The sequence below is a fragment of the Marinomonas polaris DSM 16579 genome, from assembly GCF_900129155.1.
Classification (GTDB): Bacteria; Pseudomonadota; Gammaproteobacteria; order Pseudomonadales; family Marinomonadaceae; genus Marinomonas; species Marinomonas polaris.
Genome location: NZ_FQVF01000009.1, coordinates 185,397 through 196,850, shown reverse-complemented (window position 1 = coordinate 196,850; position 11,454 = coordinate 185,397). Strand labels below are relative to the sequence as shown.

Annotated in this window: 11 protein-coding genes and 1 riboswitch; of the genes, 3 read left to right on the top strand and 8 right to left on the bottom strand. The window is 43.4% G+C overall.

The window, feature by feature from the left end:
- The first annotated feature begins 108 nt into the window (after positions 1 to 108).
- Positions 109 to 561, top strand: coding sequence for a LysR substrate-binding domain-containing protein (locus BUA59_RS11735; protein WP_072839877.1), 453 nt, complete (start codon positions 109 to 111; stop codon positions 559 to 561).
- Positions 562 to 715: 154 nt separating this feature from the next.
- On the opposite strand, the gene BUA59_RS11730 is transcribed toward BUA59_RS11735, so the two are convergent.
- The 8 genes from BUA59_RS11730 to rsmI form a co-directional block, all read right to left on the bottom strand.
- A complete protein-coding gene (locus tag BUA59_RS11730; protein WP_072839876.1) occupies positions 716 to 1,198 on the bottom strand; it encodes a Spy/CpxP family protein refolding chaperone in 483 nt (160 codons plus the stop codon).
- A gap of 209 nt (positions 1,199 to 1,407) precedes the next feature.
- Positions 1,408 to 2,580 (bottom strand): 2-iminoacetate synthase ThiH, encoded by a 1,173-nt coding sequence (gene thiH, locus BUA59_RS11725; RefSeq protein WP_139248865.1) that lies wholly within the window; start codon positions 2,578 to 2,580, stop codon positions 1,408 to 1,410.
- Entirely contained in the window at positions 2,577 to 3,353 is a 777-nt protein-coding gene (locus tag BUA59_RS11720; RefSeq protein WP_072839875.1) for a thiazole synthase, read from the bottom strand. Before BUA59_RS11720 ends, thiH begins: the two co-directional genes overlap by 4 nt.
- A 1-nt stretch (position 3,354) precedes the next feature.
- Positions 3,355 to 3,552 carry a sulfur carrier protein ThiS gene (gene thiS, locus BUA59_RS11715; RefSeq protein WP_072839874.1) on the bottom strand — a complete coding sequence of 66 codons (198 nt, stop codon included), beginning with the start codon at positions 3,550 to 3,552 and terminating at the stop codon, positions 3,355 to 3,357.
- A complete protein-coding gene (gene thiE, locus BUA59_RS11710) occupies positions 3,552 to 5,084 on the bottom strand; it encodes a thiamine phosphate synthase (RefSeq protein ID WP_072839873.1) in 1,533 nt (510 codons plus the stop codon). Before thiE ends, thiS begins: the two co-directional genes overlap by 1 nt.
- Before the next feature lie 15 nt (positions 5,085 to 5,099).
- Complete coding sequence (gene thiC, locus BUA59_RS11705) at positions 5,100 to 7,148, bottom strand: phosphomethylpyrimidine synthase ThiC (protein WP_245813139.1); 2,049 nt, start codon at positions 7,146 to 7,148, stop codon at positions 5,100 to 5,102.
- Between the two features lie 183 nt (positions 7,149 to 7,331).
- A riboswitch (TPP riboswitch) is annotated at positions 7,332 to 7,436 on the bottom strand.
- Between the two features lie 118 nt (positions 7,437 to 7,554).
- Entirely contained in the window at positions 7,555 to 8,343 is a 789-nt protein-coding gene (locus BUA59_RS11700) for a transporter substrate-binding domain-containing protein (protein WP_217653737.1), read from the bottom strand.
- A 23-nt stretch (positions 8,344 to 8,366) separates the two neighbouring features.
- Complete coding sequence (gene rsmI, locus BUA59_RS11695; protein ID WP_072839872.1) at positions 8,367 to 9,230, bottom strand: 16S rRNA (cytidine(1402)-2'-O)-methyltransferase; 864 nt, start codon at positions 9,228 to 9,230, stop codon at positions 8,367 to 8,369.
- A gap of 113 nt (positions 9,231 to 9,343) precedes the next feature.
- Between rsmI and BUA59_RS11690 the strand changes: the two genes are divergently transcribed.
- Both BUA59_RS11690 and BUA59_RS11685 read left to right on the top strand, forming a co-directional pair.
- The gene (locus BUA59_RS11690) at positions 9,344 to 11,116 is read left to right on the top strand and encodes a penicillin-binding protein activator (protein ID WP_245813138.1); all 1,773 of its coding nucleotides are present in this window, start codon (positions 9,344 to 9,346) and stop codon (positions 11,114 to 11,116) included.
- Positions 11,067 to 11,450 carry a YraN family protein gene (locus tag BUA59_RS11685; RefSeq protein WP_072839870.1) on the top strand — a complete coding sequence of 128 codons (384 nt, stop codon included), beginning with the start codon at positions 11,067 to 11,069 and terminating at the stop codon, positions 11,448 to 11,450. Before BUA59_RS11690 ends, BUA59_RS11685 begins: the two co-directional genes overlap by 50 nt.
- Positions 11,451 to 11,454: the final 4 nt, after the last annotated feature.

Here is an 11,454-nt window from a genome sequence, read left to right as displayed (position 1 = left end):
CCCATCAGTATAATGGTGGGTTATCACCCAATGAATCAGAACGATTATATTGGGAAAACTCTAAAACCGTGGCCAGTTTTACTTGACCACTACAGTTTTGATGCCGCCGTGCATTTTGAACATCTAGCATGGGCTGGAGAACGAACTTATCGATTATTTCAGGAGACTTTGATTCCTGTATGCCATCCATCTCTTCTCGGAGACAATGAACCAAAGGCACTATTGGATAATTTACCTCGCTTGCATCGACGTCAAAATCCAGAGGCATGGCAAGATTATGCGAGAGAAACTAACATAACATTAACGAATCCCGCCATTGGTGCTCGTTATGATCTGCATACTATGTTGATTGAAGCGGCTATTTCAGGCCTAGGCGTTGCCTTAGTGCCACGCATATATGTAAAAAAGGAACTGGAACTTGGTAACTTAATCGCTCCTTGGCCGGAGAGCGCAATTGTCTCCAAGACATTCTGCTTAGTCTTGCCGGAGTCCATTATGTTAAATGAGCTTCCAGTACAAAAGTTTGCAAAATGGATTATAAGCGAGGCAAAAATAGCCTAATAAACGACTGTTACAAACATCAGACACGGAGCATCAAAAAACAAAAAAGCCCCAGCTTTTTGACGGCTGGGGCAAGGCTCTCAGTACAGGATTACTAATAAAGGGGATTATCAGTAATAGATTTCAGTAAAAAGGGAAATGATTTACTGAAAAATTAAGATTGTGGTTGTGCTGGCGTTTCCAGCTTTTTAATCTGTTGCGGAGTTAACAAGGCATACAAGCCTGCTCTATTTTTTGCATAGGCAATGGTAAGATCTTCGGTTAACTCACCGCTTTTTTCTGCAAGATCATCAACTTTGTCCATATAATCTTTTGAACTCGGTGACAGGCTACTTAGCTCCATTTGAGTTGTTTGTAGCTGCTCTTGAATTTTACGAATCGCCTTGCCATCTTTTTCAAAAAGATCAGATACTTTCAACTGCGTTTTTTCATCTAAACCAAGTTGTTGAGCCATACGGCTTGCAAGCTGCTCATGACTTGGTACTGCATTCATTGGAGCTTCCTGAGTGGCTTGGCCTTTGACGACATCACTTTGAGGTGATTTTGTTTCTGCATAAGCACTCACTGCTACACCGGTTATAATCGCGGCACTCAAACCGATAACACCCATCATTCCTGCTTTTTTATGATTAAACATAGTTGGCTCCTTAAGCTCTGTTTCCTGTTTGGATGAAGTCTATTATGTCCATTTATTTGTCAAACAGTGTCAAAGAGAGTGAATCGAGATGCACAACTTGTCATGAGAGCGTAAGGGAAAATGCGCATTCGCAGATTTTCCCCATTAACCGAGTAAGACCGAACATATTCTTAGGAATGGCGATGAATGGCTTTACGCTCATCCTCTTTTTAAACATGTGAAAGCGCAGGATCCCAGTCTTTCCAGACAACTTCACGTCCCTGCTCACGAATCATCGCCATAATTTCAGCGACTGGTCGCTCGTCGCTGATCTCAAACTGTTCAAGAGCCTCTTGAGAGTCATCCGCGTATCCACCCGGCTGGGTTTTGGATTCTGCACTCATAGTGGTAAAACCCATTCGCACCGCATGATGACGGAATTCAGGTGATTCACGAGTAGACAGACTCATTTCTAAATCTCTATCAAACAAACGCCACGCCGCAATAAGCTGAACCAATTGTCGATCAGAAATTATCGACTTTGGCACTATGCCACCTTCACAAGGACGAATACGCGGAAACGCCACACTAAAGCGGCTTCGCCAATAGCGCTTTTGCAGGTGCCGTAGATGATGCGCCATCATCACCGAATCCGTGCGCCAGTCTTCCAAGCCAAGTAACACACCCAAACCAATCTTATGAATACCAGCCTGCCCAATACGATCAGGTGCGTCGAGGCGATAATTAAAGTTTGATTTGTTACCCCGCAGATGATGCTCAAGATAGGTTTTGCGACGATAGGTTTCTTGATAAACCAACACCCCATCCAGACCGATACCTTGTAGCTGTTTGTATTCGCTAGCATCTAATGGCTGAACTTCCATGGAAAGCTGGCTAAAATGCGGCTTAATCAAGGGAATCATGCGCTCAAAGTACGGCATGGAAACCTTATTAGTTTCCCCAGTCACCAAAAGGATATGATCAAAACCTTTACTCTTAATCGCTGCGACTTCTTTTCCCACCTGAGTTTCATTCAACGTAAGACGCTTAATCGCATTACTCATAGAAAAGCCACAATAAGTGCATTCGTTCGCACAAGTGTTAGATAAGTACAAGGGTGCAAATAAGCTCAAAGTGTTGCCAAAACGCTGCAAGGTAAGTCGTTCGCTTTTCGCGACCATTTCCAACAAATAAGGCTCTGCTGCTGGCGAGATCAAGGCAGCGAAATCATCGACATCGAGCTTGTCCTTACTCAAGGCTCGCAACACATCTTGTTCGGTTTTCTCTTGATGAGATTGGGTCACTGCTTGCCAATCTGTACTCTCCACAAAATGACTAAATTGCCCTTCTAACGCTGGGCTTTGTTCTAACAAACGAATTTTATTACTGGTTCCGTCTATCATGACAATGCCCCGAGAAAATCAGTCAATGGACTCGTTGCTTGAGCCTGCACTCGCCTTTCCCCCAAACCGGACTCATACGCCATTCGCCCCGCTTCCACCGCAAGTCTAAAAGCTTTACCCATTTGTGCTGGCTGTCTAGCAACGGCCATAGCGGTATTCACCAATACCGCATCAGCACCAATTTCTAGCGCCAATGCCGCATCAGACGGTGCACCAATACCAGCATCCACAATCACAGGCACAGTACTTTGCTCGATAATGATTTCCAAAAATGGGCGACTTGCCAACCCCATATTCGATCCAATCGGCGATCCAAGCGGCATCACGCACTGACAACCCACTTCTTCTAATCGTTTACACAGCACAGGGTCAGCATGGACATAAGGCATTACCACAAAGCCTTTTTTGATCAACTCTTCGGCAGCCAACAAGGTTTCCATGCCATCTGGCATCAAGTAACGCGGATCAGGATGAATCTCTAACTTCACCCAGTTGGTTTGCAATGCTTCTCTGGCAAGCTCGGCAGCAAATACCGCTTCTTTCGCGGTGCGAGCACCGGAAGTATTGGGCAGCAGTTTTATGCCCTGCTGCTGCAAAGGCTTAAGAATATTATCCGTCTGGTTTTTTAAATCCATGCGACGTAATGACAAAGTCACCAGCTCACTTTCACTGGCGGTTAAAGAATCCATCATGGCGTCGGCACTGGCGTATTTCCCTGTGCCAGTAAAAAGTCGAGAATGAAATTCGTGTCCTGCAATAAATAAAGACGACATATTAGCCCCCAGCAATGGATTCAAAAATAAACACCTGACTCTGCTCATTCAACTCAGTACTGCGCCACAAACTCTTTGGCACCACTTGCTGATTTATCGCAATAGCGATGCCTTGCTCGCTCTTGTCTAAATGAGTAAGCAAGTCCTGCAAAGTTTCCCCTGAGAATTCATGAGGCGCATCGTTCAGCATGATTTTCATTACTTGCCTCCCTTATTTCTTTGAGTGTTCAAGTGCATTTCAAACAAGCAAATAAGTGATCGAGTCGCGGCTTCTGGCTCAACCGCTTTGGTAATAGCCGTTACTAATGCAACACTATCAACACCTGTTTGAGCTACAGCAGACAAGCGCTCTGCATTGATGCCACCAATCGCAACGGTTGGAAACACGCCTTTTAATAAAGTCGCGTAATGGGCAAGTCGAGTTAGTCCCTGCGGCTGAGATGGCATGTCTTTGGTTTGTGTAGGGAAGATATGACCTAACGCGATGTAACTTGGCTGAATGGATTGAGCGCGGGCAATTTCATAGTAACCATGAGTACTGATGCCAAGCCGCATGCCAGCCGCTTGGATTTGTGCTAAATCTGCCAAATCTAAATCTTCTTGGCCAAGATGAACCCCATAAGCGCCAAAGGCGATGGCCTGCTGCCAATAGTCGTTGATAAAGACTTGGGCGTCGTACTCTTTGCCCAAGGCGATCGCCTGCTGGATTTTATTTTCCAGATATTCATCGTCAGGGTCTTTGATACGCAACTGGGCGAGTTTCACTCCTTGCTTGAGCACTAACTCTAACCAAGCAATGGAATCCACTACTGGATACAAGCCCATTTTATCGAGATCCATCTTGGCAAAAGGCAAACTTATCGACGTCGTAGGATTATTTGGGGTGACAATTGTTGGCAGATTTTCAATTTGCAACGGCCAACCAGGACGACCAAGCGGCCCTGCCCCTTCACCAATTTGCACACCGGTTTTTAATGCACCCGTGATATAGGCTTTGGCCATGGTCATAGCATCTAGAAAATCGTAACCATGGGCGATAAAGCTAGCCAGCGCTGTCGACAAGGTACAACCCGTGCCTCGTGTATTGTGTACAGAAAGCCTTTCACTTGCGAAACCAATGATAGAGTTGCGATCTACTAACCAGTCAGTTGAGCCATCTAAGTGACTGCAATGGCCTCCTTTAAGCAACCAACGGCTTTCAGACGCTGCGAAATACGGTGTCATTTCAGCTTGCAAATCCTCAATAGCCAGTTCACCAGATAAGCCCGTAAGCGCACTAAACTCCATCAAATTTGGTGTGATCACATCTACATACGGCAAAATATGATCCAGCAAACTCGCACCTGCGTCGGTTTGCTGCAATTGATTGCCCGATTCACTACTCGCCGCCATAACTGGGTCAAATACCACCTGCACTTTCGGGAAATATATTTTTATAAGTTTCAACCAATTCGAGCACGCTTTAACTATCTCGATTGAAGGAAGCAAACTCACTTTAATAGCATTTGGCGGCACATCATCGAGCAAGGTTTGCCATTGCTCATCAAACATAGTCAAAGAAACCGGTTCAACAGAGCGCACCTCTTTGGAGTTTTGCGCTGTGATGCAGGTGATAATCGTTTGTACATGGCAGTTTAAATCTTGCCCCGTACGCAAATCCGCTTGAAGTCCTGCGTGGGCGGACGAATCCGACCCGCCCACACACCAGACAACAGGAGGTTTTATAGACATAAATCCTCCTTTTACTTACAACGATTTTTCTTTTGATTTATCGGTTGTAAGCTTATCTGTGGTTAAGTAGACATCACTGCCTAGCTCACGGAATTGCTCGGACATTTTTTGCATGCCCGTTTCGGCTTCACTGACATCAACTGCGTTCGCTTCTAAAGCACTCGTATCGATTTTTTGAGCGTCCTCTAGACCTTTCGCATAGTCACGCACTTCTTGGGTGATTTTCATCGAGCAGAATTTTGGCCCACACATGGAACAAAAATGCGCTACTTTGCCAGAGGCCTGCGGCAATGTTTCATCATGGTAAGAGCGAGCCGTTTCAGGGTCTAACGATAGGTTAAACTGATCTTCCCAACGAAACTCAAAGCGTGCTTTCGACAAGGCATTATCTCGAATTTGCGCCCCAGGATGGCCTTTGGCTAAATCCGCCGCATGGGCAGCGATTTTATAAGTGATCAAACCTTGTTTAACGTCTTCCTTGTTAGGCAAACCGAGATGTTCTTTTGGCGTCACGTAACACAACATGGCACAGCCGTACCAACCAATTTGAGCGGCACCAATACCAGAGGTAATGTGATCGTAACCCGGTGCAATGTCTTGAGTTAATGGCCCCAACGTATAAAACGGCGCTTCGTGACAATGCTTAAGTTGTTCTGTCATATTCTCTTCGATCAATTGCATCGGCACATGCCCAGGACCTTCAATCATCACTTGCACATCGTATTCCCAAGCAACTTTCGTCAGCTCGCCCAAGGTGCGAAGTTCCGACATTTGCGCTTCGTCATTGGCATCCATAATCGAACCCGGACGCAAACCATCACCAAGCGACAAAGCCACATCGTATTCCGCACAAATCTCACAAATTTCACGAAAACGTTCGTACAAAAAACTTTCTTTGTGATGTGCCAAACACCATTTAGCCATGATGGAACCACCACGAGACACAATTCCTGTAAGACGCTTAGCCGTCATTGGCACATAACGCAGCAATACACCCGCATGAATAGTGAAATAATCCACGCCTTGCTCCGCTTGCTCGATTAAGGTATCGCGGAATACTTCCCAATTAAGATTTTCAGCCACACCATCGACTTTTTCTAAGGCTTGATAAATTGGTACAGTACCGATTGGCACGGGAGAGTTACGTAAAATCCATTCACGTGTTTCGTGGATATTTTTACCAGTAGACAAATCCATCACGGTATCCGCGCCCCAACGAGTAGACCAAACCAGTTTTTCTACTTCTTCTTCAATAGAAGACGTCACGGCAGAGTTACCGATATTAGCGTTTACTTTCACCAAGAAGTTTCGACCAATAATCATTGGCTCAGATTCAGGGTGATTAATATTGTTAGGAATAATGGCACGACCTCTTGCGACTTCGTCGCGCACAAACTCTGGAGTAATACGAGTTTGCAGATTAGCACCAAAGCTTTTTCCAGGATGCTGCTTCAATAACAACTCGCTCTTGATCGCATCGATATTCTGATTTTCACGCAGTGCGATGTATTCCATTTCCGGCGTGACGATGCCTTGGCGAGCGTAATGCATTTGCGTCACACATTTACCTTGGCGAGCTTTGCGCACTTTAGGCAATTCTTTAAAGCGTAATTCGTCCAGTGCAGAATTTTCTAAGCGTGACTGGGCAAACTCAGATGACACACTCGTTAATACTTCGGTGTCATTACGCTTATCAATCCATGGCGCACGCATTGGCGCCAAACCACGGTAAACATCGATATTTTCTTGCGGATCAGCATAAGGACCAGAGCAATCGTAAACATAAATAGCTTCGTTTGGTTCGAAAGTAAGATTGTCTGGATCAGAACCAATCGGTGTGTCTGTCAGATTGATCTTGCGCATAGGAACGCGAATCGAGTCGTCTGAGCCAGTTAGATATATACGTTCAGACGCGGGAAAAGGTCTTGCTTGTAATGATTCGATAAAAGATTTCGCGGCTTGGCGTGATTCTTCACGAGACTGCTTTTTAGATAAGTTGGTTGGTTTTTTATGTTGATTGGCTTCGCTGTTCAATTCGCTGTTTAATTCATTAATAGTCGACATGAGCACTTCCCTTATTTTTAAAATGGAGAATTGCTTGTCTGGGGTGCTGTTTCACAGGCAAACGCACTACTGGCGTTAATTGCAAAACGTGAACCCTGAATTTTATTCAAAAAGGATGCTTTAGAGGATATGACTGCATCGATTCCATAAAAAATCAGGAGTTCATTCGATGCAGAAAAGAAAAATGGAGACTTTCTTGTTTCCTACGCGGGTATTAGCCCGATCAGGTTCTGCGGATCCCGCACTTAATTATGCGATCTCAGCCAAATGGCACTCCGACAAGTTGTGCAAGCATACTCTCAGGCAATAGATCTTGTAAACACGGATTTTTTGCCCGATTGATCAAGAGCTTTCCTTCAAGAGCAAAATACAGCTTATCAGAGCCACTGATGATAAAATGAATAGTTTACTGAGTAATACCCCAATGCATCATCAAATCTGATTTATCAGAATCATGAAGCCACGTATTAACCTTTCCAAGCAAATGGCTATTATCTTTTTTCATCATATAAACTTTAACACTCGACGTACCAGCTAATATTTGCTTTGAAGAAACACAAAACACACCCTTTTCATGCAGTTGATAATAGTTGCCTTCTATTAAATCTGTAATCATGGCGTCCGCCGTGTTATCACGAATTCCTTGCAAGTTAGCAAAATTATCTTTAGTCCGAATGATGTCAGCAGATGTAATGTGCTCATCCACATAAGTTTGGTTGGTGCCACCTGGATTCACTATGACTTTCACGGTAGGCTGATTAATATCCTCTAGTGTATTCAGTGGTTTAGCATTACTGCAATTGCTTAGAATGATCTTGCCATTTGCCGCTACAGAATCGGATAAAGAAAACTGTTCTGCACGCTTTTGCGTTTTCGTCACACCGCCAGCTGCAATATCAAACTTATCATTAGCAAGATCTTGAGAAAGTGCAGGCCAAGTTGTTTTAACGAAATTCACTTTTAAGTCCAATGACTTTGCTAGGTTCGTCATCATATCAACATCAAAGCCCTCTAAATTTCCGGCTTTGTTATAAAACGACAAAGGAGAATAATCCCCCGTTACTCCAACCTTTAACTCCCCACTCTGCTTTATTTCATCCCAAGTACGGGCTTGAGCAGCTTGTGAACTTAATAGGACTAACGCGGCAAAAGATAAAAACTTCACGCTATTTTTTTTATTTTTCTCAAACATCATATACGTAGCACTCATAGTTTAATTTAATTATCGCCTTGCATTTCCAGCGCCATTTTATAAAGGTAATTTTTCTTTTCACCGGTTAATTTAGCCGCCATAGCTGCCGCTTGTTTAACTGGTAAGTCTTCTAACAATATTGTCAGAATACGCTTCGCTTCTAATTCTGCTTCGTTACCGCTTTCTTGCGTAAAACTCAGCATAACGACGAATTCACCACGTAATTGGTTAGCATCTGCATCGAACTTGGCAAGAATTTCAGATGCGGTACCAGACAAGAAAGTCTCAAACGTTTTCGTTACTTCGCGAGCCAATACTAATTGCGCGTCTTCACCATAGACTTTTTGCACATCCGCAATTGAATCATAAATTCGGTGAGTGGATTCATAAAATACCACTGTGCCAGTTTGCTTCTTCCAAGATTCAAATAAATCACAGCGCCCTTTGGATTTGGCTGGTACAAAACCCGCAAAAAAGAATTGATCCGTAGGTAAGCCTGAGGCGCACAAAGCTGCGACCAATGCACAAGCACCTGGGATCGGCAAAACTTTATGGCCTTTTTCTCGTAATGCATGCACAACGTGATAGCCAGGGTCAGATATAAGCGGCGTTCCTGCATCAGACACCAGAGCGACACTCTTACCTTCGTCTAATAAACTAGCAACGTAGTCGGCTTTGTCTTTTTCATTGTGATCGTGAATGGAAAAAAGTTTTGCTTCAATGGCAAAATGATTGAGTAAACGTCGGGTGTGTCGAGTGTCTTCAGCTGCGATATAATCTACATCACGTAATGTTTGCTCGGCTCTTTTGCTGAAATCGTCTAGATTACCAATTGGGGTGGCAACTATGTATAGCGACCCTCTCGCATCATCAGAACTATGTGGTACCATGTGGCCTCTTTTATTTGTCATTTTATAAGCTTATGAGCCTAATTAATTACCGCATCATATCATTAACTCTTTGCTCTTTTCTGCTAAGCGCCTGTAATTCCATGAATTTAAATATGGATCAGTCTCAAAACAGGGTACAAAACGCCAGTAGCAGCTCGCAAGAAAGAACCTTGCCGCCTAGCATCTACTATCCAATTAAAACTTCGGATGTTTCTAAGGAGCTAGCGGATGCCTACAACGCAGCAAAAAACTTCTATGCACAAGGCGAGTATCAACAAACCATTGATGCATTAGAAAGTAAGGTGTTAATTACAACATCGTCGATTCAATTTGAAGCCTATTTACTTGCTGCTTTAGCCTCTTCAAATTTAGACAATTCCACCGACGCTTTAGCTTACCTAGAAAAAGCCGACAAACTGCCTGCAGCAAGCCACCCTGACAATCAGAATCGATTGAAAGAAACAAAAGCATTGATTCTTGAATACTTTGGCAATTGGCTTGAAGTCGTAAATCTACGAATGGATTTAACTTATAACCTTCCGCTAAATGAAGGTGAAGAGAATCAAGCAAAATTATGGATGGCTATCCAAAATTTAACGCAAAATGAAATTGATGAATTATACCAGCTGCAAAAACCCTTACTTAATGGCTGGCTGACCATCAGCAGCATATTAAGAGATCAATCACTGTCAATCGAGCAACAACTCAAGATATTCAAAAATTGGCAGATTGAAAACCCAAGCCACCCCGCAGCACTTTCGCCACCGGAAGATTTCGAAATCATGTCATCCGTTGAACAGATGGCACCGAAAAAAATCGTCTTGATGTTACCAATGAGCGGTAAATTAGAACGCGCATCTCAAGCCATTGTAGATGGCTTTTTTGCCTCTTTTTACAACCAAAAAGAAGCAAGACCACAAGTTAACATTGTTAATATTGATGACTACTCAAACATTAATGAAGCACTTGCCGCCGCAAATGCACAACAACCCGATGTCATCATTGGACCATTGCAAAAAAACAATGTTGCTCAAGTAAGTCGTTTAGACCTACCTTACCCGGTGATAGCACTAAATCAGCTGGACATAAATCAACACCCAAAAAATCTTTATCACTTCTCCTTGAGTGCAGAAGATGAAATACACGAGCTGATCACCTTCGCTAAGCAAGAAGGCGCAACGAAAGCGGCGATCCTGAGCACTCAGGATACATGGGCACTAAAACAAAGTGATGAATTTCGTGCCGCAGCAGCAAAAGAAAACGTCACCATCACTTCTAATCAGTCTTATGCCAACACACCAAAAGGCAGACAAGATGCGATTCAGAAACTGCTTTTGATTAATGAGAGTTATGCCCGTAAAAGATCCGTAGAAAAATGGATCGGCACAAGTGTAGACAGCATCGCAAGATCTCGCGAAGATTTGGATTACGTCTATTACATTGGCAAACTCAATGACGCTAAACAAATCAGACCTCTTTTAGATTTCTACTTCGCTGACAAGATACCAATGCTAGCCAGCAGCACTCTAAATGACAGCGCCCCAGAAAGATCAACAAAACCTGAAGATATTGAGCGCATACTGTTTACAGAAGCTCCAGCTCTTACGCCAAACAACACTTCGTTAGATGCTTTGCCTAAAAATCAAAATTCAAATATTTTGCGCAGATTACAAGCTCTAGGTGCCGACTCGTATTTACTAGCCAGCAAATATCAGCTATTCACCCTGCTTCCGAGCACTAAAATTTCTGCAAATACTGGCATTATCACCATGGATGAGAATGGCATATTTCATAAACGACCTGAGATCATGACTTACCGAAAAGGAAATTTGGTATATGCCACCAGTCACCAGTTTTTTAAACAGAAGGAAGGCACCGAAAAATAACGGTGAGAAAGCCGAGCAAGCAGCCGAAGCCTTTTTACTAAAGCAAGGGCTTCGGTTTGTAGAACGAAACTTCTTCTGCCGTATCGGAGAAATTGATTTAATTTTTTTAGATCAAAATACCTATGTTTTTGTAGAGGTGCACTTTCGTGCGAATAACACTCATGGCAATGCCGCTGAAAGCCTTGGACAATCAAAGCTTAAGAAAGTACGCAACAGTGCGGCTTTATGGCTACAAAAGAATAATAAAGTAAATAACGCAAGTCGCTTCGATGCGATACTATTTGACGAAAAAATAGACTCTCAACATTTAACCTGGCTTAAAGCAGTATTTTAATCAC

What these genes read in the sequence shown, in the direction of transcription:
- BUA59_RS11730 (WP_072839876.1), bottom strand. Translation starts at nt 1,198, where the DNA reads ATGTTTAATCATAAAAAAGCAGGAATGATGGGTGTTATCGGTTTGAGT.
- thiH (WP_139248865.1), bottom strand. Translation starts at nt 2,580, where the DNA reads ATGATAGACGGAACCAGTAATAAAATTCGTTTGTTAGAACAAAGCCCA.
- BUA59_RS11720 (WP_072839875.1), bottom strand. Translation starts at nt 3,353, where the DNA reads ATGTCGTCTTTATTTATTGCAGGACACGAATTTCATTCTCGACTTTTT.
- thiS (WP_072839874.1), bottom strand. Translation starts at nt 3,552, where the DNA reads ATGAAAATCATGCTGAACGATGCGCCTCATGAATTCTCAGGGGAAACT.
- thiE (WP_072839873.1), bottom strand. Translation starts at nt 5,084, where the DNA reads ATGTCTATAAAACCTCCTGTTGTCTGGTGTGTGGGCGGGTCGGATTCG.
- thiC (WP_245813139.1), bottom strand. Translation starts at nt 7,148, where the DNA reads ATGTCGACTATTAATGAATTAAACAGCGAATTGAACAGCGAAGCCAAT.
- BUA59_RS11700 (WP_217653737.1), bottom strand. Translation starts at nt 8,343, where the DNA reads ATGATGTTTGAGAAAAATAAAAAAAATAGCGTGAAGTTTTTATCTTTT.
- rsmI (WP_072839872.1), bottom strand. Translation starts at nt 9,230, where the DNA reads ATGGTACCACATAGTTCTGATGATGCGAGAGGGTCGCTATACATAGTT.
- BUA59_RS11690 (WP_245813138.1), top strand. Translation starts at nt 9,344, where the DNA reads ATGGATCAGTCTCAAAACAGGGTACAAAACGCCAGTAGCAGCTCGCAA.
- BUA59_RS11685 (WP_072839870.1), top strand. Translation starts at nt 11,067, where the DNA reads ATGCCACCAGTCACCAGTTTTTTAAACAGAAGGAAGGCACCGAAAAAT.